Origin of the sequence: Micromonospora sp. WMMD723, from assembly GCF_049863385.1 — a bacterium.
Lineage (GTDB): Bacteria > Actinomycetota > Actinomycetes > Mycobacteriales > Micromonosporaceae > Micromonospora > Micromonospora wenchangensis.
Map to the genome: position 1 here is coordinate 4,174,461 of NZ_JBMKNR010000001.1, position 22,759 is coordinate 4,197,219.

Below are 22,759 nucleotides of genomic sequence, written 5' to 3' on the forward strand. Positions count from 1 at the left end.
GGGTGGCCGGCGGGCCTCGGGGTTCCTCCCGCGTACGGGTGGGCTTTTGTCCACCTTCGACGTGGGTCCATGGCCGTACCGTGTCACCGTCCGACCTCATACGGTAGTGACCGGGCCTGGTGGACGTCACGGTTCGCCACAGGGTGCCACCAGGGTGGACACGGGGAGAGGCAGGGAGGATGCGGGTGCGACTCGAACAGGGCATCGTCGCCAAGGTCACCCGGAACGGGCAGCTTGAGCTGATCTCCGAACGGAGCGGGCTGCGATACCGGTTCGGGGCGACCGCCGCCGCGATGTGGATCGCGTTGCAGCAGCAGGGCGGCTCGTTGGAGCGGGCGGCCGGTGTGCTGGCCCGGCAGTGGTCGGCCGATCCGGCGGTCACCCGGCGCGACTTCGACGTCTGGCTGGAGGACATGCTCCGTGCCGGTCTGGTCCGGGTGGAGTGACCGGCCCGGCGGGTCCGGCCGGCGGCGGTGTCGCCCCGACCCCTATCCCGACCCCCTGTACGCGGGCCGCGGCGGGTCGTACCCCTGTCGGGTCGGCCGGGACGCGGCCCGGCGGCCGGCGGTCAGGCGTCGGTGCAGGGGTGCCCGGGGTCGCCGGACTCGTTGACCGCGCCGACGATCACCCGCAGCGCCTCGGCCAGGTCCCTGCCGGAGGGGGCGGCCTCGGGATCGAGCAGCCGCTGCACCGTCAGGCCGGTCATCAACGCCAGCAGGAACGAGCCGACGGCCCTGCGGGTCTCCTCGGGGACGTTCTCACCACCGTTGCGGATCACGAAGGTGGCCAGCGCCGGGCGGGCCCGGGTGTACGTCTCGGCGAGCTGCTCCCGCAGCACCGGCAGGTGCTCGGCCAGCGCGAACGCCTCGATCCCGGCGACCCAGAGCGGCCGGTGCGTGCCGAACGACTCCACCAGGCCGGTCCACATGGTCTCCAGCCGGTCCATCAGGTCGGGTTGGGTGCCGTCGCGCAACACCCGGTCGATCTCGACACCCCACTCCTCGAACGCCTGTACCAGGGCGGCGGTCAGCAGCGCCTCCTTGGAACCGAAGTGGTACCCGATCGACGCCAGATTCGTGTCCGAGGCGGCGACGATGTCACGGGCGGTGGTGCGTGTGTAGCCGCGCTCGTAGAGGCAGACCCTGGCCCCTGCCAGCAGGCGTTCCCGATGACCCACGGCGTCACCCTACTCGGAACCACCCCCTAATTCATCCACCGGATGTATACGAGCGTCTAAATCCGGTGGTAGCTTTCGGCCATGGCTACAGCGCAGGCAAAGGCCGGCCGTCGCGAGTGGATCGGCCTCGCGGTACTCGTCATGGTGACACTGATCATCAGCATGGACATGACCGTGCTGTCGTACGCTCTGCCGTTCATCACGGCGGACCTTGAGCCGACCAGCAGTCAGCTCCTCTGGATCACGGACGTCTACGCCTTCGTGCTGGCCGGCCTGCTGATTCCGATGGGGACCCTGGGGGACCGGATCGGGCGCCGCCGGCTGCTGATGATCGGCGCGGCGGTGTTCGGTGCCGCATCCGTGGCCACGGCCCTCTCCACCAGTCCCGGCATGCTGATCGGGACCCGGGCGGTGATGGGTGCCGCAGGTGCGACGCTCATGCCGTCGACCATGTCGTTGATCCGCAACATGTTCCACGACGAGAACGAGCGCCGGGCCGCGATCGGCATGTGGGCGGCCGGCTTCTCCGCCGGTGGCGTCATCGGCCTGGTGGCCGGCGGGGCGCTGTTGCAGTACTTCTCCTGGGGCACCGTCTTCGAGATCAACGTGCCGATCATGCTGCTCCTGCTTATCCTGGCCCCGTTGCTGCTGCCCGAGTTCCGCAACCCCGCCGCCGGCCGGCTCGACCTGCTCAGCACGGTGCTGGCGTTCGTCGCCGTGCTGCCGATGATCTGGGGCATCAAGCAGTTCGCCGAGGACGGCATGACCTGGCCGCCGGTGGCCGGTGTGCTCGCCGGGTTGCTCTTCCTGACCGTGTTCGTCCTGCGTCAGCGGCGGCTCGCCGATCCGGTGATCGACGTCCGGCTGTTCCGCGCCCCCGCGTTCAGCGCGGCCGTGGTGATGAACGTGCTCGCCAACTTCGCGCTGGTCGGGTTCATGTTCTTCATCAGCCAGTACCTCCAGTTGGTGCTCGGGCTGCGGCCGTTCACCGCCGGCCTGTGGTCGTTGCCGGCCGCCGGTGCGGCGGGCATCGGCGCGGCGGTGCTCGCGCCGATGCTGGCGCAGCGCTTCCGGCGGGCCTACGTCGCCGCCGGGGGCCTGCTGGTGGGTGCCGCCGGCTGCCTGGTGCTCGCCCAGGTCGGCGACGACTCGGGGCTGGCCATGGTGGTGGTGGGCCAGGCACTGATGACGGGTGGCATCGCGATGGTGCTGACGCTCAGCGCCGAGTTGATCGTCTCCACCGCGCCGCCGGAGCGGGCCGGCGCGGCGGCCGGGCTCTCCGAGACCGGCAGCCAGTTCGGCGCGGCGCTCGGTGTGGCGATCCTCGGCAGCATCGGCACGTACGTCTACCGGCGGCAACTCGCCGGTGGGGCACCCGACGGCGTCCCGGCCGACTCCTGGGCGACCGCCCGGGAGACCCTGGGTGGCGCGGTCGAGGAGAGCCGTACGCTCTCCGCCACCGCGGCGGACACGCTGGTCACGCTGGCCCGGGCCGCCTTCGCCGACGAGCTGCGGGTCGCCGCGCTCGCCGCGGCCGGCATTCTGGTGGTGACGGCGGTCCTGGCCGCCGTGCTGCTGCGTAACGTCGGGGCCTCGGTGCCCGGCCAGGATCCGTCAGGCGGCCCCGCCGGTGCCGACGACACCCCGCCGGTCGACCCGGACGCCGCCGCCGACCCAGACGGGGCGGGCACGGGCGGCGACCCGGCGACCCACGCGGCACAGGCCGCGACGGGTGGACACCTCGACACCGGTTCGCCGGTGGTCCGGATCGGACCCGAGTCGACCGCCCCACCGGCCCGGCCGGCACATCCGGTGGCCTGACCGTACGGTCCCGACGGTGGCGTTCCCGCGGTGGGCGGGGACGCCACCGTCGTCCGTGGCGGTGCCGGGCTAGGGGGGAGCAGCGCTGCTTAGGGGTTGTTCCGGCGTTTCGAGCGTTCCTACGCTCGCATCGACTGCGGGCACCGGAGCCACCCGAGGGCACCGGCGCGACACCGCGTCCGGCGGGCCGGCCGGAGCGTCGGCACGGGGGTGGCCCGCTGGAGAACGTCCTGCTGTGGGGCGCACCCGCAGCGCCGATCCGGTAGGGGACCAGTGATGACGGCAACGCTCGAGAACGACCTCTGGGTGCGGCGGTTCCATCCGTCGCCGACCAGCGCGATCCGGCTGGTGGCGCTGCCACACGCCGGTGGCTCGGCCAGCTACCTGTTCCCGGTCTCCCGGGCCCTCTCGCCCACGGTCGAGGTGCTGGCGATCCAGTACCCGGGTCGGCAGGACCGCCGGCACGAGCCGGTGCTGGATTCCGTCGCCGCCCTGGCCGACGGGGTGTTCGAGGCGCTGCGGCCGTGGCTGGACCGGCCGGTGGCGCTCTTCGGGCACAGCATGGGCGCCGTGCTCGCCTACGAGGTGGGGCTGCGGTTGCAGACGCGGACGGGTCAGCCGCCGGTGCGCCTGTTCGCCTCCGGTCGCCGGGCGCCGTCGAGGGTCCGCGACGAGCGTTACGTGCACACCCGCGACGATGCCGGAGTGCTGCGGGAGCTGGCCCGGCTCAGCGGCTCGGACCCGAGGGTGCTGGGTGACCCGGAGCTGCTGCCGATGATCCTGCCCGCGGTGCGTGGCGACTACAAGGCGGTGGAGACCTACCGGACCGACCCGGACCAGCGCCTGGACGCCCCGATCACCGTGCTGACCGGGGACGCGGACCCGATGACCACCGTGGACGAGGCGCACGACTGGGCCCGGCACACCACCGCGGAGTGCGACGTCCGGGTCTATCCCGGTGGGCACTTCTACCTCAACGACCACGCCGCCGACGTGATCAAGCTGATCGGGGCGGAACTGCACCGCGCGGTCCCCGGCGGTCCGGCGGCCTGACCGGACCCGTGCCCCGGCCGGGGTGTCGGTCCTCCCCGGGCAGGACACCCCCTGCGGCGGGGACCGGTGGGTAGCCGCCCGCCGCAGGCGTCGGGCGGGTCGCCGGTCGTACCGGGTACGGACACCACGACGGGCGGGGCGCCGGCCACCGGCGCCCCGCCCGTCGTACCCGTCATTCGGCGATCTTCGTCCGCATGGTCCAGTGGAAGACCACCACCCGCGAGGCGTCGTCGTTGAGGCCGTCGTGGTCGCTGGAACGCTCGAAGTGCTCGTAGCCGCCCAGGTAGGGCACCTTGATCCGGCCGGTGCCGGCCGGCGCGCTGTGGGCCCGCTCGATGGCGGTCAGCCCGGCCGGGCCACCTTCGAGCACGACGTCGAAGTGGTCGTCGCCGCGAACGCCGCTGAACCGCCGCGCGCTGCTCACCCGTGTGAGATCGTCCACGCTTTCCTCCTCGGCTGGGGACGGCGACGCTGCAAACCGTGTTTCGCGTCACTGTCCTCGGATGCCTCCAGCGTGGCGGCAGCGCCGGCCGGCGCATACCCGGAAGCGACCCCTAACTCCCGGCCGGCGACCAGATTTCAACGGCCGGCCAACCTGCGGTTACTTTGTGGCCCGGTGAGTCGCATTTGTGCGTCCCTCGGCTTGTCGCATGGGTGACAGCATTGACGGTGGCTTATGAATTGCTTCTGTAATAGGGTCGTCTTCTTCCCGAAACTCAATTTTTGCTCAAGAGTAGATTGCCCGATTCGCTGCTTCTCGTCCGGTGGGTGGTGGTGTGCCGACGTCGGGGGTAACCGTGCGGGCCGGGGGAGTTGGCCCGAAAAATTCCGGTAGGAGACCTCTGTCGGAGTCATTTCCCAGGTCAGGGCCCTGTGTCGGAGGATGAATCTGCGGCCATCCCTGCAGGTGGGAGGGGTCGCGATGGCTCTTCGATCATGTAATTGCTACCGAGTGGTAATTTCTCGACCGGGGACAACAAACCGACAAAACGCCATCCCCGCTCGTAATATCGGTGACGAAGTATCACCACCCCACTACCGTCTTGTACGGGTGTCTATGTATGCTGTGCTCGCCGTCGGGACGCGGTGAAAGCCATCAATCAATTGGCAGTCATCATTGCAAGGCCCGGTTTGCCGGCCGACGTGGGCCGGGGACCGGGTGGGTCCCGGTGGCCGCGTGGCATCGAGCCGAACGGTTTCGTCGGGGGGGCCTGGCCCGGAGTCGGCAGCGCCCGTTCGATGCCTCATCGCTGACCTGGGGGGAGACGGGTGGATTTTGTGGAGAGAAGCCGCGAGCTTGACATCTTGCGGGGCCTTTACTCCGACAGTGCCACGGGCAGGGGGCGGGTCGCACTGATCAGCGGCCCCGGCGCCACGGGCAAGACCGAGCTGTTGCGGGCCTTCGCCGACCACGTCGGCGCGGCGGGCGGGCTGGTGCTGCGCGCCGCCTGCTCCCGGGCCGAACGCCTGCTGCCCGCGGCCGTGATGGGGCAGCTGTTCCACAGCGTGCCGCTGCCGAACGAGGTGATGCGGCGCATCGGCGCGTACGTCGACATCGAGGGCGTCGCCACGGAGGGCGACGCCGACATCAGGGCCGTGCACGCGATGTGCGTCGAACTGCTCGACATCGCCCGCAACCGGCCGCTCGTGCTGCTCGTCGACGACGTCGAGTTCGCCGACGAGCAGACCCTGCGCACCCTGCTCTACCTCCAGCGCCGGCTCACCGCCGCGCAGATCCTGGTGGTGCTCACCGAGTCGCCGCAGCCGCAGCCGTTCCACCCGGAGTTCCGGGCCGAGATCAGCCGGCAGGCGAGCTTCTGCAACATCCAGCTGTCACCGCTGTCCGAGGCGGGCGTCGCCGAACTGCTGCGCGGCTGGACCGACGACGCGACGGCCACGGCGCTCGCTCCGGCGTACCACGAGGTCAGCGGTGGCAACCCGTTGCTGCTGCACGCGCTCGGCCAGGACCGGCGGGTCGCCGGGACGACGGAGCCCACCGAGGTGGCCGTCGGCGACCAGTTCCGCCAGGCCGTCCTGTCCTGCCTGCGCCGCTGGGATCCGACCATCCTGGAGACCGCCCACGGGTTGGCCCTGCTCGGTGACTTCGCCACCCCGGCCCTGCTGGCGCGGCTGCTGGACACCAAGCCGGCCCGGGTCCAGTGGGTGCTCAACGCGCTGACCATGTCCGGTCTGCTGCACGGCGGCCGGTTCCGGCATCCGGCGGCGCGGGCGGCCGTCCTGCACGACCTGGCCCCGGACGCGCTGTCCGACATGCACGCCCGGGCGGCGGAACTGCTGCACGCCGAGGGTGCCCCGGCACCGGCGATCGGTGGGCACCTGCTCGCCGCGGGTGGCCTGGCCGAACCGTGGGCGATCACGGTGCTCCAGGACTCGGCCACCCACGCGCTGGCCGAGGACCGCGTCGACGACGCGGTGGAGTCGCTCAAGCTGGCGCACGAGATGTGCGACGACGAGCCGCGCCGGGCGGCGCTGACCGCGATGCTGGCCGCCTGCCAGTGGCGGGTCAACCCGGCGGCGGTGAGCCAGCACCTCCAGTCGCAGCGTGAGGCGCTGCGGGCCGGTCACCTCTCCGAACGGCACGCCGCCGCGCTGCTGCGCTACCAACTCTGGCACGGGCACCGGGCGGACGCCCAGGAGACCCTGCGGCACCTGCGTGACACCCGGCAGCAGCTCGACGCCACCACCGCCGCCGAGCTGGAGGGGTGCGCGGAGTGGCTGCGGCTGCACTTCCCCGTCGCCTTCGCCGAACTCGACGCCACCGACGTCGCGCCGGCCGTCGCCCCGGCCCGCTCCGACGGCTCCCTCGGCTCGGCCACCCCGTCGCTGACCGCCGTGCTCACCGACGGGGTGACCGACGAGGTGATCGCCCGCGCCGAGCAGGTGCTCGGCAGCCACCTGCTGGTCGACGTCGGGCTGGAGTCGGCGCTGTGCGCCCTCCAGACGCTGGTCTACGCCGACCGGATGGACCGTGCCGTGCACTGGTGCGACGTGCTCGGCACCGAGGCCGGCGCCCGGGGCGCCACCACCTGGCACGCCATCCTGTCCGACGTCCGTTCGCACATCGCGCTGCGCCAGGGCGACCTGCCGCTCAGCGAGCGGTTCGCCCGGGAGGCGCTGGACGCGATGTCCCCGCACAACTGGGGCGTGGCGATCGGGTCACCGCTGTCCAACATGCTGCTCGCCAAGATCGGCATGGACAAGCTCGACGAGGCCGAGGCACAGCTCAAGCACGTCATCCCGGACGCGATGCGCGACACCTGGTTCTGGCCGATGTACCTGCGGGCCCGGGGCCACCTGCACCTGGCCGGCGGGCGGGTGCACGCGGCACTGGCCGACTTCGAGACCTGCGGGCAGCTGGCCACCCAGTGGGGCATGGACCTGCCGACCCTGCTGCCCTGGCGCGGCGACCTGGCCCAGGTCTACCTGCGTTCCGGCCGGCCCGACCGGGCCCGGGGCATGGTGACCGAGCAGCTCTCCCGGCCCGGTGCCGACAACGCCCGTACCCGGGGCATCTCGCTACGGCTGCTCGGTTCCGCGCTGGACGTGAAGCAGCGGGTCAACACCCTGCGGCAGGCGGCCAACCTGCTCCAGGAGTCTGGCGACCGCTACCAGCTCTTCCTGGCCCTGGCCGCGCTCAGCAGCGCGCACTACGGGCGGGGCGAGTTCAACACCTCGCGGGTGGTGGCCCGCAGCGCGATGCAGCTCGCCAAGGACATCCAGGCGCAGGCGCTGTGCCGCCGGCTGCTTCCCGGGGGCGACGCGGCCGGTGCCGACGACCCGGACACCCCGCCGGAGCACGAGGAGATGTCCCGGCTCAGTGACGCCGAGCAGCGGGTGGCGACCCTCGCCGCGCTCGGCCACACCAACCGGGAGATCGGCAAGAAGCTCTACATCACGGTGAGCACGGTCGAGCAGCACCTGACCCGGGTCTACCGGAAGCTGAACGTCCGGCGGCGCACCGAGCTGTCGCTGGGCCTGCCGATGGACGCCGCCGGGGCCGGGCTGCTCGCCGTGGCGCCGGGCGGCGCCGAGCGCTCCTGGCCGCAGTGGGAGTCGGCGGTCCAGGCGAGCTGAACTCGTCAGAGGTGGCGATTCCGGGGTGGGCCTAGGCCCACCCCTTCGGGTCATTAGCTCCATTGAGCGCAAACGGCCCGATCCATACCGTGAAACATGTACCCACCGCCGTTCGGCGACGTTCTTTTGCGGGGAGCTTGAGGTGGACAGAAACAAGGACCGGCGGACGCCGGCCAGTGGTGCCGACGCGGTGCGGCTCGACGACGTGCGCAAGACGTACGGACGCGGCGACAACCGCGTCGACGCGCTGCGGGGTGTGACAATGAGCTTCCCCCGGGGCAGCTTCACGGCGGTGATGGGGCCGTCCGGCTCCGGCAAGAGCACCTTCCTGCACTGCGCGGCGGGGCTCGACGTGCCCTCGTCCGGCTCGGTTGTGCTGGACGGCAAGGAACTCAGCGGCATGAACGAGAACCAGCTGACCCGGCTGCGCCGGGAGCGGGTGGGCTTCATCTTCCAGGCGTTCAACCTGATGCCGGCGCTCAACGTCGAGCAGAACGTGGGCCTGCCGTTCCGGCTGGCCGGCCGCCGGCCCGACCGGCACTCCGTGGTGGAGGTGCTGGGCCGGGTGGGCCTGGCCGAGCGGCGCAAGCACCTGCCGAGCGAGCTGTCCGGTGGTCAGCAGCAGCGGGTCGCGATCGCGCGGGCGCTGATCATGCGGCCGGCGGTCATCTTCGCCGACGAGCCGACGGGCGCGCTGGACACCCAGACCACCATCGAGGTGCTGCAACTGCTCCGCGAGACGGTCTCCAGCGGCGGCCAGACGATCATCATGGTGACCCACGACCCGGTCGCCGCCGCCGCCGCGCACCGGGTGCTGTTCCTCGCCGACGGGCAGTTCATCGGCGAGCTGGAGGCACCGACCGCCGACGTGGTGGCCGAGCGGATGACCCACCTGACCGCATGGCAGCAGAACCGCGCGCCGCAGGCCACCGGCAGGGGTGGCTTCTGATGACGTACCTCGCGTGGCGCACCCTGCGCTACCGCAAGCTCGCCTTCATCGCGACGTTCATCGCGGTCTTCTTCGGCGTGGCGCTGATCGTCGCCTGTGGCGGGCTGATGGAGACCGGCATCCGGATGGCCGTCCCGCCGCAGCGGCTGGCGGCGGCCGACGTGGTGGTGAGCGGCAAGCAGACCTACGGTGTGCCCAAGAAGGACCCGCAGGACACCAAGAACATCAAGTCGGTGCCGCTGGCCGAGCGGTACTGGATCGACCCGGGACTGGTCGGCAAGATCCAGGGCGTGCCCGGGGTCGAACGGGCGGTGGCCGAGGCGTCGTTCGCCGCCACCGTCGTCCGCAACGGCGCACCCGTGATCGTCGGGACGCAGTCGCTGGGCCACCGCTGGGAGTCGGCGCAGCTCGGGCCGTACCGGCTCGACGGGCAGCCGCCGGCCCAGGCCGGTCAGGTGGTGCTGGACCGGGCCGTGGCCAAGCTGGCCCGGATCAAGGTCGGCGACCGGGTCGACGTCGTGGTCGGCGGGGTCCAGTCGTCCTTCCAGGTGACCGGCATCGCCGCGCCGCCCGGTGAGCTGAGCCAGTCGGCGCTGTTCTTCTCCGACGACGACGAGCGGCGGCTCAACCCGCACACCGGCACGGCGGACGCGATCGGTGTGCTGGCCAAGCCCGGCACCGACCTCGACGCGCTGCGCGACCGGATCGAGCGGACCCTCGCCGACCGCAAGCTCGTCGTGCTCACCGGCGACGACCGGGGCGCGGCGGAGTTCCCCGAGGCGGTCGGCGGCCAGGCGCAGCTCATCCCGCTCTCCGGGGTGTTCGCCGGCATGACGGTCTTCGTGGCGATCTTCGTGGTCGCCAGCACCCTGGGCCTGTCGGTGCAGCAGCGGCAGAAGGAGATCGCGCTGCTGCGCTCGATCGGCGCGACGCCCCGGCAGATCCGCGCGATGGTGCGCCGCGAGGCGCTCGTCGTCGCGGTCGGCGCGGCGATCCTCGGCTGCGCGCCCGGGGTGTTCCTCGGGCCGCTGCTCTACGACATCGTCTCCGACGCCGGGGTCATCTCGCCGGTGGTGCAGTTCCACCAGGGTTTCATCCCCTACCTGGCCGCGCCCGCGATCGGCATCTTCGCCGCCATGGTGGCCGCCTACGTTGCCGGCCGTCGCCCCTCCAAGACCAAGCCCACCGCCGGCATCGCCGAGGCGGCCCTGCAGCGCAAGTGGGTGAGCTGGCCCCGGGTGGTGTTCTCCATCCTGTTCTTCGCCGCCGGGTTCGCGCTGATCCTGGTGACGGCGATCGTGATGCAGGGCGCGGTGGCGTCCGCGACCGCCGGGCCGGCGGTGATGTGCTGGGCGATCTCGATCGCGTTGATCAGCCCGGGGCTGACCCGGCTGCTGGCCGGCGTGCTCAGCCTGCCGGTGCGGGCGTTCTTCGGCCTCGCCGGCTACCTCGGCACGGTCAACGTCCGCACCCGGGCCGTCCGGGTGGCCTCCGCGGTCACGCCGATCATGCTGGCCGTGGCGCTGGCGGTGGCCAACTTCTACCTCCAGACCACCCAGAACGAGGCCGCCGAGCGCTACTACTCGGACAACCTCCGGGCCGACCTGGTGCTCAGCTCCACCACTGGCGGCTTCCCCGCCGACACGGTGGAGGCGATCCGGTCCGCGCCGGGCGTCGAGGAGGCCTCGGCGTACGTGACCAGCGCCGGCTGGATCAACAAGCCGTACGACGGGTCGCACGTCGAGTCGCCCTGGCCGTTGCAGGGGGTCAGCGGGGCCAGCGCCGCCGGCATCACCGGGGTGCGCACCAGCGACGGCAATCTGGGGGACCTGCGGGGCGACACGGTGGCGCTGCCCGAGGTGGCCGGCAAGAACCTCAACGTCGGCGTCGGTGACCAGATCACCCTGCGGCTCGGTGACCGCTCGGCGGTGGACCTGCGGGTGGTGGCGCTCTACCCGGCGAAGAAGGGGTTCGAGACGATCCTGCTCCCCGCCGACCTGCTCGCCGCGCACAGCACGACCGGCCTGTCCCGGCAGATCCTGGTCACCGCCGAGCCCGGCACCAGTCGGGACGCGCTGACGGCCAGCCTGCGGGAGAAGGTCGCCAACCAGCCGGGCACCATGATCGAGGGCCGGGATGCGATCACCACGTTCGCCGAACGGACCAAGACCCAGGCCTGGGTCAACTACCTACTCGTCGCCCTGGTCGCCGGCTACACGATGATCTCGGTGGCGAACACCCTGATCGTGGCGACCGCCGGCCGACGCCGGGAGTTGGGCATGCAGCGGCTCATCGGCGCCACCCGCAAGCAGGCCCTCCAGATGCTCAGTGTGGAGGCGGGCATGGTCGCGGTCATCGGGGTGGTGCTCGGCACCATCGCCTCCATCGCCACGCTGATGCCGTTCAGCATCGTGGTGCTGGGCCGACCGGTGCCCTCCGGCCCGATCTGGATCTACCTGGCCGTGGTGGCGGGCGCGACCGTGCTCGCCTTCGCCGCCACCGTGCTGCCGGGCCGCCGGGTGATGCTCTCCCGGCCGGCGGAGGCCGCCGTCGCCGTCGAGTGACGGCAACCCGCACACACGACGGTGCCCCCGGTCGACCGACCGGGGGCACCGTCGCATGTGGCGTCGGGGTCAGCCGACGTCGGCCCGGGTGCCGTTCAGGTACGCCAGCACGGCCAGCACCCGCCGGTTGCTGTCGTCAGCCGGGGTGAGGTCGAGCTTGGTGAAGATGCTGGTGGTGTACTTGGCGACGGCACCCTGGCTGACGATGAGACGCTGGGCGATGGCCGTATTTGAACATCCCTCGGCCATCAGCTTCAGCACCTCCCGCTCGCGCGGGGTGAGGGTCGACAGCGGCTCCCGACGGGACCGGCCGGCCAGCAGTTGGGAGATCACCTGCGGGTCCATCGCGGTGCCCCCGTCGGCGACCCGGCGGATCGCGTCGACGAACTGGTCGCTGTTGAGCACCCGGTCCTTCAGCAGGTAGCCGATCCCCCCGCTGGCGTCGGCGAGCAGTTCCTTGGCGTACAGCTGCTCGACGTGCTGGGAGAGCACCAGGATCGGCAGGCCGGGGCAGCGGCGACGCGCCTCCAGTGCAGCCTGCAGGCCCTCGTCGGTGAACGTGGGCGGCAGTCGCACGTCGACCACCGCGACCTCCGGGCGGAGGGTCACCAGGGCGTCGAGCAGAGCCGGTCCGTTGTCGACCGCCGCGACGATCTCGAAGTCGTAGGACTCCAGGAGCTGGACCATTCCCTGCCTCAGAAGGAAGAGGTCCTCGGCGAGTACAACGCGCACGGCAGCTCCAGGATCGCGACGGTCGGCCCACCTTCGGGACTGCTGAGGTCGAGCGTCCCGTCGAACGTAGCACAGCGCCGCTCGATGCCCCGGAGTCCGGTGCCGAGGCTGGCGTCGGCCCCGCCATGACCGTTGTCGATCACGACGGCCCGCAGCGAACCGTCCTCGTGCCGCAGGTCGATGCTGGCCCGGTCGGCGTTGGAGTGCTTGACCACGTTGTTCAACAGCTCGGACAGGGCGAAGTAGACGGCGGACTCCGCCGGGGCGGCCAGCCGGCCGGGGACGTCGGCGGTGACGTCGACCTCGATCGGGCTCTCCAACGCGATCGCCCGGATGGCGTCCTCCAGCCCCCGCTCGGCCAGCACCGGCGGATGGATGCCCCGGATCAGGCAGCGCAGCTCCTCCAGTGCGCTGGCGGTCGCGTTGCGGGCGTCCACCAGCAGGGTCTCCGCGACGTCCGGATTGGTGCGTAGCTGCCGGGTGGCCGCGCCGAGCTTCATGCCGATCGCCACCAGCCGGGCCTGCGCGCCGTCGTGCAGGTCCCGTTCGATCCGGCGCAGCTCGGTGGCCTGGATGTTGATCACGTCCGAGCGGGTCTCGGAGAGGTGCCGCATCCGCGAGGCGATCTCCGCCCGTTCGCTCGGACCCAGCAGCGTCCGGGCGAAGTAGGCGTGCCCGGCCACCACCCCGGGGGCGGCGGCCACCCAGATCGCGAACACCACCAGGCTGACCAGCGCGCCGAGCACCGCGTGCGGCCAGGTGTCCATCGGGGTGAAGCCGTACCAGAAGTCCACTCCGGACTCCCGCATCAGCATCCAGAACCCGGCGGAGAGCACCAGCCCCTCCACCGAGTAGACCAGCAGGGTCACCGGCAGCAGGCCGAGCACGAAACCGACCAGCACGTTGAGCAGGAGGAACAGCAGGTCCCGCCAGGTCGCCGGGTCGGTGAGGATGGACCGGCAGCGCTGCACCCAGCCGACCACGCCCCGCTCGGTGGGCGGCGCGGGAAGGTAGGGCGTGGCGATCGGCACCCCGGCCCGGCCGGCGAGGTCCCGGCACAGCCCGGTGACCCGGCGGACCAGCGGGGTGACCAGGGGCAGCAGCAGCACCCCGACGCCGAGCGAGATGAACGCCGTGGCGAGCACGGTGGCGACGAGCAGGGCCAGGCTGAGCGCGGCGCTGGCGACGAGCAGCACACCGCGCCCGGTGGCGTGCAGCGCCCGCGACAGGGCCCGCCCGATGAGTTCCGCGGCGTTGGCGACGTCCATGTCCTCCGGCTCCCCGGTCACGGCAGATCGATGGTGGTGCCCGCACTCAGTGGCGTGTCGTGGACGACCAGTTGGCGCAGCTCGGCACCGACCGGCGTGTCGTAGACCAGTGAGCCGCTGACCGTCGCGCCGGGCTCGATCTTCTTCGTCAACCGTTGCGTGTCCGGATAGTAGAGCAGGGAACGGGTGTCGGGGGTGTACCCGCGCCCGTCGGCGTCGACCAACCGTTGGCTCAGCGGCCAGACGATGGTGCCCTTGGACCCCTTGTTGACCACGTCGACGTCGACCATGCAGAACACGCCGTCCGCCTTCTGGGTCAACGGCCAGAACCCGATCTCGCGCGACCCGCAGTGCACCCCCGTCACGGTGAACTCCAACGACCCGTCCTGCCCGGTCGCGGTGGCGGGGGTGGGACTCGGAGTGGGTGACGGGCTCGGGGTGGGGCTCGGCGTGACGACGCCGGACGGCGCGGACGGGCCCGGCCCGGCGGACGGCGCGCCGCGCTGGTCGGCCTGGCGCAGCGCGACCACGCCCAGCACGACGAGGGCCACTACCGCCACCACCCCGGTCAGCACCGCCGGCCAGGACGGCGGCGGGCGACGTGGCGGCGGCGTCGGGGCGACCAGGGTGGCCGGCTGGCCGGTCGCCGGGTACCACCGGGTGCCGTCGAGCTGCTCGGTGGTGGCCGCCACCGGTTCCACCGCCGACCGGATGCTGGCCGTGTCGGCACTGCCGACGAGGATCAGCATCGCCTCCCGCGCGGTGGGGCGCTGGCCGGGCTCGGTGCGCAGCGCCCGCGCGACCACCGCCGCCAGGCCCGCGGGCAGCCCGCTCAGGTCGGGCGGGCCCCCCGGGTGCACCCGGGGGTCCACCGGTAGCCGGCCGGTGGCGGCCCAGCCGACGAGGATGCCCCAGGCGTAGACGTCGGCGGGCTGGGCCGGCGGGAAACCGGCGAGACGTTCCGGGGCCAACCAGCCCGGGGTGCCGTACGAGGGGCCGGTGGTCGGGTCGAGCGCCTCGATCAGGCTCGCCAACCCGAAGTCGATGACCTTCGGGCCGAACGGGGACAGCAGGACGTTGCGGGGGGTCAGGTCGCCGTGGGCCAGCCCGGCGGCGTGGATCGCGGTGAGCCCGGCGGCCACGCCGACGGCGAGCGCCTCGGCCTGCGGGCCGGAGAGCGAGCCGTGCCGGGTCACGTGCTCGTGCAGGGACGAGCCTGTCACGTACTCGGTGACGAGGTAGGGGACCGGCCCCTGCGGGTCGGCGTCGAGCACCCGGGCGGTGCAGAAGTCGGCCACCCGGCCGGCGGCGGCGACCTCGCGGGCGAACCGTCGCCGGAACTCCGGCCGGGAGCGCAGCTCGTCGTGGACGACCTTGACCGCCACCCGGCCCCCGCCCGGGGCCTCGGCCAGGAACACCACCCCCATGCCGCCCGAGCCGAGCAGGCGACGCAGCCGGTAGGGCCCGACGTGCTCCGGATCGCCCGGCCGCAGCGGTGACCCCGGCTCGGCCACTGCGCCGCTGGTCAGCTCGCCCATGTAGACAAGTGTCCCATGTCGGGTCGAGGCACGCGCCCCCTGCGCCGTCCCCGGTGGACGCCCCGGACAGCCCGTCGTCCGGCCGCTCGCAGCCGGGTGGGGGTAGGGGATCGCTAAGGGTTGGCACGGCCGGGGCCGGAACCTAGCGTGTGGTCGCACGCGCTCGCCGGCGCTTGATGCGGTCGGCGACCCCGCAGGATGACGCCGGGGTCGCCGACCCCGGCGGTACGGACCTGCGCCGCCGTACCGCGCCGGCCGATGGCTGCGCTGGTACCGCCGGGGCCGGGTGTCGGCCCGCCGTTCGCCGGCAACGCACCGTCGTGGTGCGGGTCGCGCAGCAGAGAGGGACGTGATCGCCCATGACCTCCACCACCCGGTACGACGATGCGCCGGCGGCGGACGGCGGGACGCCCGGCAGGACCGAGGTGCGTCAGTTGGACCGGGTGGTGATCCGGTTTGCTGGTGACTCGGGTGACGGGATGCAGTTGACGGGGGACAGGTTCACCTCGGAGACGGCGCAGTTGGGTAATGACATTTCGACGTTGCCGAATTTCCCGGCGGAGATTCGGGCGCCTGCGGGAACTCTGCCGGGGGTGTCGAGTTTCCAGGTGCATTTCGCGGATTATGACATTCTGACGCCGGGGGACGCGCCGAATGTGTTGGTCGCGATGAATCCGGCGGCGTTGAAGGCGAATCTGGGTGATCTGCGTCGGGGTGCGGACATCATCGTGAACACTGATGAGTTCACGCGCCGGAACCTGGTGAAGGTCGGCTATGCCGTCAGCCCGTTGGAGGACGGCACGCTGGACGGTTTCGTGGTGCATCCGGTGGCGTTGACGTCGATGACGGTCGGGGCGTTGGCGGAGTTGTCGGTGTCGAAGAAGGACGCCGAGCGGGCGAAGAACATGTTCGCGTTGGGGTTGTTGTCGTGGATGTACTCGCGTCCGTACGAGTCGACGTTGCGGTTCCTGGAGCGGAAGTTCGTCAAGCGGCCGGATCTGGTCGCGGCGAACATCGCGGCGTTCAAGGCGGGCTGGAACTACGGCGAGACCACCGATTCGTTCTCGGTGCGGTACGAGGTGAAACCGGCGAAGATGGTGCCGGGTACCTACCGCAACATCACCGGTAACGCCGCTTTGTCGTTGGGGTTGGTCGCGGCGGGGGTGCGGTCGGGTCTGCCGGTGTTCCTCGGCGCGTATCCGATCACCCCGGCGTCGGACATCCTGCACGAGTTGTCGAAACACAAGCGGCTCGGTGTGGTCACGATGCAGGCCGAGGACGAGATCGCCGCGGTCGGCGCGGCGTTGGGCGCCTCCTACGGCGGCGCGTTGGGGGTGACCACGACCAGCGGTCCGGGTGTGGCGTTGAAGTCCGAGACGATCTCCCTGGCCGTCGCCCTGGAGTTGCCGTTGGTGATCGTGGACGTGCAGCGTGCCGGTCCGTCGACGGGTCTGCCCACGAAGACCGAACAGGCCGACCTGAACATGGCGTTGCACGGCCGTCACGGTGAGGCCCCGGTCGCGGTGATCGCGGCGAAGTCACCGTCGGACTGTTTCCACGCCGCGCTCGAAGCCGCCCGGATCGCCCTGACCTACCGCACCCCGGTGATCCTGTTGTCGGACAACTACGTCGCCAACGGCTCCGAACCGTGGCTGCTACCCGACGTCGACGCCCTGCCCGACCTGCGCGTGGACTTCGCCACCGCCCCCAACGGCGACGACGGCGTCACGTTCCTGCCCTACCTGCGTGACCCGGGCACCCTGGCCCGTCCCTGGGCCGTGCCGGGCACCCCCGGTCTGGAACACCGCATCGGTGGCCTGGAGAAAGCCGACAAGACCGGCGACATCTCCTACGACCCGGCCAACCACGACTACATGGTCCGCACCCGCGCCGCCCGCATCCAGGCCATCGACGTGCCCGACCTCGACGTCGACGACCCCGACGGCACCGCCCGGACCCTCGTGCTCGGCTGGGGCTCCACCTACGGCCCGATCGGCGCCGCCTGCCGCACCCTGCGCCACCGCGGCCAACCCATCGCCCAGGCCCACCTACGCCACCTCAACCCCCTGCCCGGCAACCTCGGCGACGTCCTTTCCGCCTACGACCGGGTCGTCATCCCCGAGATGAACCTCGGCCAACTCGCCCAGGTCATCCGCGCCCGATACCTGATCGACGCGATCACCTACAACCAGGTCCGCGGCCTACCCTTCACCGCCGCCGAACTGGAGACGATGCTGGAAGAGGTCTGCAAAAATGCCTGAACCCGTCGCCCTGAAACTCACCGGGAAAGACTTCAAATCCGACCAGGAAGTCCGCTGGTGCCCCGGCTGCGGCGACTACGCCATCCTCGCCGCCGTCCAACAGTTCATGCCCGAGTTGAACATCCCCCGCGCCAACACCGTGTTCATCTCCGGCATCGGCTGCTCATCCCGCTTCCCCTACTACATGAACACCTACGGGATGCACTCCATCCACGGCCGCGCCCCCGCCATCGCCACCGGACTGTCCGTCACCCGCCCCGACCTGTCCGTCTGGGTCGTCACCGGCGACGGCGACGCCCTGTCCATCGGCGGTAACCACCTCATCCACGCCCTACGCCGCAACGTCAACCTCAAGATCCTGCTGTTCAACAACCGCATCTACGGCCTCACCAAAGGCCAGTACTCCCCCACCAGCGAAACCGGCAAAATCACCAAATCCACCCCCGCCGGATCCGCCGACGCCCCCTTCAACCCCCTGTCCCTCGCCCTCGGCGCCGAAGCCACCTTCGTCGCCCGCACCATCGACTCCGACCGCAAACACCTCCAAACCGTCCTACGCGCCGCCGCCGAACACCACGGCACCGCCTTCGTCGAGATCTACCAAAACTGCAACATCTTCAACGACGGCGCCTTCGACCAACTCAAACAACCCGACACCCGCGACGACTACCTGATCCGCCTCGAACACGGCCAACCCATCACCTTCGGCCGCGACCAGCAACACTGCGTCGTACACCCACCCCACGGCTTCGGCCTCGACATCCGCGACACCGCCACCACCCCACCCGAAGACATCGTCATCCACGACGCCACCATCACCGACCCCGCCTACGCCTTCGCCCTGTCCCGCCTCCCCCAACCCGACCTCCGCAACACCCCCATCGGCATCCTCCGCCAAACCCAACGCCCCACCTACGACACCACCGTCCAACACCAGATCACCACCGCCCGAAACACCACCACCGACACCCCCGAACAACAACTCACCACCCTCCTGCACACAGGCGACACCTGGACCATCCGGCCACTGGCCGACGCATGATCGACCGGATCACGCCACCGGGTGTCGTCGCCGTCGAGGCGTTCGACGACACCGACACCGAGCCCCTGCACCCCGAGGAGGCCGCGCTGGTGGCCCGCGCCGTCGACAAGCGGCTGCGGGAGTTCACCACCGCCCGTACCTGCGCCCGCCGGGCCCTGCGCGCCCTCGGCGTACCGCCCGCCCCGGTGCTCACCGGCGACCGGGGGGCACCCGTCTGGCCGTCCGGTGTGGTCGGCAGCCTCACCCACTGCGCCGGCTACCGGGCCGCCGTGGTCGCCCGCGCGGCGGACGTCCGCTCCATCGGCATCGACGCCGAACCCGACGAGGCACTGCCCGACGGTGTGCTCGACGCGATCGCCCTGCCCGAGGAACGCGCCATGGTGGGCCGGCTGACCACCGACGCCCCCGGACCGCACTGGGACCGGCTGCTGTTCAGCGCCAAGGAGTCCCTCTACAAGGCATGGTTCCCGATCACCGGGGTCTTCCTCGGCTTCGACGAGGCCCGGATCGTCCTGCACCCGGCCGGACGTACCTTCACCGGCCACGTCCTCGTCCCCGGCCGCGTTCGGGACTTCGACGGTCGCTACCTGCACGACGCCGGGCTGACCCTGACCGTCGTCGCCGTACCGCACTGAACCCGAGCCGGACCGCACCAGCCGACCCGGAGCCGCGCCCCGCCGTGCGCACCGGACGAACGAGGGGACCACACCCGATGAACGCCGGCATCTACGCCGTCAGCGACCTGCACGTGGCGTACCCGGAGAACCGGAAGATCGTGGAGAGCCTGTGGCCCCGCGCGGCCGGCGACTGGCTGATCGTCGCCGGGGACGTCGCCGAACTCTTCGCCGACGTCACCTGGGCGCTGGCACTGCTCGCCGAGCGGTTCGCCAAGGTGATCTGGGCGCCCGGCAACCACGAGCTGTGGACCCACTCGCAGGACCCGGTCCGGCTGCGCGGCGAGGCCCGCTACCAGGCCCTCGTGCGGCAGTGCCGCGACCTGGGGGTGGCCACCCCCGAGGACGACTACCCGGTCTGGACCGGGCCCGGCGGCCCGCTGCTGGTCGCGCCGCTGTTCGTCGGCTACGACTACTCGTTCCGCGAGCCCGGCGTCACCAGCAAGGAACAGGCGCTGGCCCGCGCCCACGCCGCCGGGGTGGTCTGCGCCGACGAGGTCTTCCTGCACCCCGACCCGCACCCGAGCCGGGACGCCTGGTGCCGGGCCCGGGTGGCACTGACCGAGAGCCGGCTCGCCGGCAGCGACCCGGCGGTGCCGAAGATCCTGGTCAACCACTACCCGCTGGTCCGGATGCCCACCGACATCCTGCGCTACCCCGAGTTCGCCCAGTGGTGCGGCACCGAACTCACCGCCGACTGGCACCGCCGCTTCCACGCCACCGCGGTGATCTACGGGCACCTGCACATCCCCCGGGTGACCTGGCACGACGGGGTGCGGTTCGAGGAGGTCTCCGTCGGCTACCCCCGGGAGTGGCGTACCCGCCCCCGCCCCGACTCGTGGCTGCGGCGGGTGCAGTCGACGCCCGTGCAGGTCTGACGGCTCACCCCTCGACGAGGCGCTTCTTCTGCACCTTGCCCAGCGCGTTGCGGGGCAGGGCGTCGACCAGCCGGACCTCCCGGGGCCGCTTGTGCACCGACAGGTGCCGGGCGACGAAGTCCACCAGCTCCGGCCCGGTCACCCCGTCGCCGACCACGTACGCGGTGACCTGCTGCCCCAGGTCCGGGTGCGGCAGGCCCACCACGGCCGCCTCGCGCACCGCCGGGTGGGCCAGCAGCGCCTCCTCCACCTCACCGGCCCCGATCCGGTACCCGCCGCTCTTGATCAGGTCGGTGCTCGCCCGGCCGACGATGCGGTGCCAACCGTCCGGACCGACCGTGGCGACGTCCCCGGTGCGGAACCAGCCGTCGGCGGTACGGCTCGCCGCGTCGGCGTCCGGCCGGTTCAGGTAGCCGTCGAACAGGGTCGGGCCGGTGACCAGCAGTTCGCCCATCGCCGTACCGTCGGTGGGCAGGTCCCGGCCCTGCTCGTCGACGATCCGGGTGCGTACCCCGGGCAGCGGCACCCCGACCGCGCCCGGACGGCGCGGGCCGTCGGCGCGGGCGCTCACCGTGATCAGGGTCTCCGTCATGCCGTACCGCTCGACGACCCGGTGCCCGGTCAACCCGGTGAGGTCGTCGAAGACCGTCGTGGGCAGCGCCGCGCTGCCCGACACCAGCAGCCGCGCGTCGCGCAGGGCCCGTGCGGAGGCCGGCGCGGCGGCGATCCGCGACCAGATCGTCGGTACGCCGAAGTAGAGCGTCCCGCCGGCCGCCGCGTACCGCTCGGGCTGCGGCCGGCCGACGTGGTGCAGCCGGCCGCCGACCCGCAACGGGCCGAGGACCCCGAGCACCAGACCGTGCACGTGGAACAGCGGCAGGCCGTGCACCAGCAGGTCGTCAGGCGTCCACGCCCACGCCTCGGCCAACCCGTCCAGGCAGGTGGCGATCGCCCCCCGGGACAGCAGCGCCCCCTTGGGCGCGCCGGTGGTGCCGCTGGTGTAGAGGATCAGGGCGGTCCGCTCCGCTCCGGGCTCCGGATGGGTGGTCGCCGACACCCGTCGCAGGTCGACCGGGACGACCGGCAACGCGTCCGCCGCCGGGGAGTCCTGCGGGGCCGTGCCCGCCGGGGCGAGCAGGGCCCCGACCGCCGAGTCGCGCAGGATGTGCTCCCGCTCCCGGGGCCCGGCGTCCGGCGGCACGGGCACCACCGCCGTACCCGCCAGCAACGCGCCCACCACGCCCACCACGGTCTCGATCGTCGGGGTGGTCACGACCGCGACCCGGTCCAGGCCGCGCAGGTCGTCGGCGACGGCGGTGGCCAGGCCGAGCAGCCGGGACCGGGACAGGCACACCTCACCCACCCGGAGCAGATCCGGACGGTCGTCCACCGACGATGACATCGCGGCCAGCAGCGACACGGTCCACGCCCCTCCGGTCGATCGCACGGGGGCACGGTGCGGCCCCGTGCCGCCGACGCTAGTGCGGCGACCGGCCCGTCACCACCCCCCACCACGCTCCGCCACCGGGGTCCCGGCGCGGCGGCCACGACCTGCCGTCGGGACGGTTCAGGGGTCGGGTAAGGGTGCCGGTGCCGCGGCCGGGCCGCCTACCGTCACATGCGACGGTTCCGTCACCGGTCGACCGGGAAGGTGGCACCGACGTCATGACATCCGAGCACCCACCAGCCGCGCCGCACCTCACGGTCACCGACGCGTCCGACGCCATCGCGTTCTACACCCGGGTCTTCGGTGCGGTCCCATGTTGCCAGGAGTGCCTCCCCGACGGGCGGGTGCTCGCCGCCGACCTCGTCGTCGACGGTCACCGGTTCACGGTCAGCGAGTGGACCGACCCGCCCGGGACCGCCGGCGGGTTGCCGGTGCTCACCGTCACCGCCGCCGACGCCGACGCGGTGCTGCGCCGCGCCCGCGCGGCCGGCGCGCAGGTCAGCGCCGCCAACGGCACGCCGCGCGAGGTGCTGCTGCACGACCGGCACGGCGGCAGCTGGGCCATCACCCGCCCCGAACCGGCGCGCTGACCCCGGGGGTACGCCCGCGGGGGTCACCGGATCGTCCGGCGCGGCGGTTTGCCGGGCCCCGGCTGCGGTATCCCGACCGGGTACGCCGCTACGAGGAGGCCCCGGTGAACGTCGACGCCCTGCTGACCGGAATCTACGACCACCTGTCCGACCTGGTGGACGCGGCGGTGGACGGGCTCAGCCCCGAACAGCTGTGCCGGCGGCCCGGTCCGGGTGCCAACCCGGTCGGCTGGCTGGTCTGGCACCTCACCCGGATCCAGGACCAGCAGGTCGCCGAGCTGCTCGGGGTCGACCAGGTGTGGGTCGCCGGTGACCGGGCGGCCCGGTTCGGGCTCCCCGCCGACCCGGCCGACACCGGCTACGGCCACACCCCGGAGCAGGTCGCCACGGTCCGGCCGGACAGCGCGCAGGTGCTCGTCGACTACCACCGGGCGGTGGCGGAGCGGACCCGGACGTTCCTGGCCGGGTTGCGTCCGGTGGACCTGGACCGGGTTGTCGACGAGAGTTGGGACCCGCCGGTGACCCTCGGGGTCCGGCTGGTCAGCATCGCCGCCGACGATCTCCAGCACGTCGGCCAGGCCGCCTACCTGCGGGGCCTGCTGCGGTCCTGACCGTCCGCGACCGGTCCCACCCGATCCCGTCCCCGATCTCGTCCGGTCCGGGTGAGCCG

Annotated in this window: 18 protein-coding genes; 12 read left to right on the top strand and 6 right to left on the bottom strand. The window is 72.0% G+C overall.

What is annotated here, in order from left to right; translation table 11 throughout:
- Positions 1–179: 179 nt before the first annotated feature.
- Positions 180–446: a PqqD family protein gene (locus tag ACN261_RS18430; protein ID WP_204928161.1), complete on the top strand. Its 267-nt coding sequence runs from the start codon at positions 180–182 to the stop codon at positions 444–446.
- 122 nt (positions 447–568) lie between these two features.
- Here the strand turns inward: ACN261_RS18430 and ACN261_RS18435 are convergent, their stop codons facing one another.
- Positions 569–1,177, bottom strand: coding sequence for a TetR/AcrR family transcriptional regulator (locus ACN261_RS18435; protein ID WP_421486592.1), 609 nt, complete (start codon positions 1,175–1,177; stop codon positions 569–571).
- 81 nt (positions 1,178–1,258) lie between these two features.
- Here ACN261_RS18435 and ACN261_RS18440 point away from each other — a divergent pair, with 81 nt between their 5' ends.
- Together ACN261_RS18440 and ACN261_RS18445 are read left to right on the top strand one after the other, a co-directional pair.
- Positions 1,259–2,998, top strand: coding sequence for an MFS transporter (locus ACN261_RS18440; RefSeq protein ID WP_421486593.1), 1,740 nt, complete (start codon positions 1,259–1,261; stop codon positions 2,996–2,998).
- 276 nt (positions 2,999–3,274) lie between these two features.
- Positions 3,275–4,051 carry a thioesterase II family protein gene (locus ACN261_RS18445; protein ID WP_425851237.1) on the top strand — a complete coding sequence of 259 codons (777 nt, stop codon included), beginning with the start codon at positions 3,275–3,277 and terminating at the stop codon, positions 4,049–4,051.
- Between the two features lie 172 nt (positions 4,052–4,223).
- On the opposite strand, the gene ACN261_RS18450 is transcribed toward ACN261_RS18445, so the two are convergent.
- On the bottom strand, positions 4,224–4,493 hold the full coding sequence (locus ACN261_RS18450) for a DUF5988 family protein (RefSeq protein WP_421486595.1): 270 nt from the start codon (positions 4,491–4,493) through the stop codon (positions 4,224–4,226).
- Between the two features lie 827 nt (positions 4,494–5,320).
- On the opposite strand from ACN261_RS18450, the gene ACN261_RS18455 reads away from it, so the two are divergent.
- From ACN261_RS18455 to ACN261_RS18465, 3 genes are all read left to right on the top strand, one after another.
- On the top strand, positions 5,321–8,146 hold the full coding sequence (locus ACN261_RS18455) for an AAA family ATPase (RefSeq protein ID WP_421486596.1): 2,826 nt from the start codon (positions 5,321–5,323) through the stop codon (positions 8,144–8,146).
- Between the two features lie 142 nt (positions 8,147–8,288).
- Positions 8,289–9,095 (top strand): ABC transporter ATP-binding protein, encoded by an 807-nt coding sequence (locus tag ACN261_RS18460; protein ID WP_421486597.1) that lies wholly within the window; start codon positions 8,289–8,291, stop codon positions 9,093–9,095.
- Positions 9,095–11,659, top strand: coding sequence for an FtsX-like permease family protein (locus tag ACN261_RS18465; RefSeq protein WP_421486598.1), 2,565 nt, complete (start codon positions 9,095–9,097; stop codon positions 11,657–11,659). Before ACN261_RS18460 ends, ACN261_RS18465 begins: the two co-directional genes overlap by 1 nt.
- 69 nt (positions 11,660–11,728) lie before the next feature.
- Here the strand turns inward: ACN261_RS18465 and ACN261_RS18470 are convergent, their stop codons facing one another.
- The 3 genes from ACN261_RS18470 to ACN261_RS18480 are packed head-to-tail and all read right to left on the bottom strand — an operon-like array spanning position 11,729 to position 15,197.
- On the bottom strand, positions 11,729–12,391 hold the full coding sequence (locus tag ACN261_RS18470) for a response regulator (protein WP_204928153.1): 663 nt from the start codon (positions 12,389–12,391) through the stop codon (positions 11,729–11,731).
- Positions 12,355–13,659 carry a sensor histidine kinase gene (locus tag ACN261_RS18475; RefSeq protein ID WP_421487045.1) on the bottom strand — a complete coding sequence of 435 codons (1,305 nt, stop codon included), beginning with the start codon at positions 13,657–13,659 and terminating at the stop codon, positions 12,355–12,357. The genes ACN261_RS18470 and ACN261_RS18475 overlap by 37 nt, the downstream gene beginning before the upstream one ends.
- A 17-nt stretch (positions 13,660–13,676) precedes the next feature.
- Positions 13,677–15,197, bottom strand: a complete 1,521-nt coding sequence (locus tag ACN261_RS18480) for a serine/threonine-protein kinase (RefSeq protein WP_425851242.1) — start codon at positions 15,195–15,197, stop codon at positions 13,677–13,679.
- A 359-nt stretch (positions 15,198–15,556) separates the two neighbouring features.
- On the opposite strand from ACN261_RS18480, the gene ACN261_RS18485 reads away from it, so the two are divergent.
- From ACN261_RS18485 to ACN261_RS18500, 4 genes are all read left to right on the top strand, one after another.
- Positions 15,557–17,458: a 2-oxoacid:acceptor oxidoreductase subunit alpha gene (locus ACN261_RS18485; protein ID WP_421486600.1), complete on the top strand. Its 1,902-nt coding sequence runs from the start codon at positions 15,557–15,559 to the stop codon at positions 17,456–17,458.
- Positions 17,451–18,500, top strand: a complete 1,050-nt coding sequence (locus ACN261_RS18490) for a 2-oxoacid:ferredoxin oxidoreductase subunit beta (RefSeq protein WP_425851243.1) — start codon at positions 17,451–17,453, stop codon at positions 18,498–18,500. The genes ACN261_RS18485 and ACN261_RS18490 overlap by 8 nt, the downstream gene beginning before the upstream one ends.
- Entirely contained in the window at positions 18,497–19,135 is a 639-nt protein-coding gene (locus ACN261_RS18495) for a 4'-phosphopantetheinyl transferase family protein (protein WP_421486602.1), read from the top strand. The genes ACN261_RS18490 and ACN261_RS18495 overlap by 4 nt, the downstream gene beginning before the upstream one ends.
- Positions 19,136–19,212: 77 nt before the next feature.
- On the top strand, positions 19,213–20,052 hold the full coding sequence (locus tag ACN261_RS18500; RefSeq protein WP_421486603.1) for a metallophosphoesterase family protein: 840 nt from the start codon (positions 19,213–19,215) through the stop codon (positions 20,050–20,052).
- A 4-nt stretch (positions 20,053–20,056) separates the two neighbouring features.
- On the opposite strand, the gene ACN261_RS18505 is transcribed toward ACN261_RS18500, so the two are convergent.
- On the bottom strand, positions 20,057–21,454 hold the full coding sequence (locus ACN261_RS18505; protein WP_421487046.1) for an acyl-CoA synthetase: 1,398 nt from the start codon (positions 21,452–21,454) through the stop codon (positions 20,057–20,059).
- 263 nt (positions 21,455–21,717) lie between these two features.
- Here ACN261_RS18505 and ACN261_RS18510 point away from each other — a divergent pair, with 263 nt between their 5' ends.
- Both ACN261_RS18510 and ACN261_RS18515 read left to right on the top strand, forming a co-directional pair.
- A complete protein-coding gene (locus tag ACN261_RS18510; RefSeq protein ID WP_425851246.1) occupies positions 21,718–22,089 on the top strand; it encodes a VOC family protein in 372 nt (123 codons plus the stop codon).
- Between the two features lie 104 nt (positions 22,090–22,193).
- Complete coding sequence (locus ACN261_RS18515; RefSeq protein ID WP_421486605.1) at positions 22,194–22,700, top strand: mycothiol transferase; 507 nt, start codon at positions 22,194–22,196, stop codon at positions 22,698–22,700.
- Positions 22,701–22,759 lie beyond the last annotated feature (59 nt).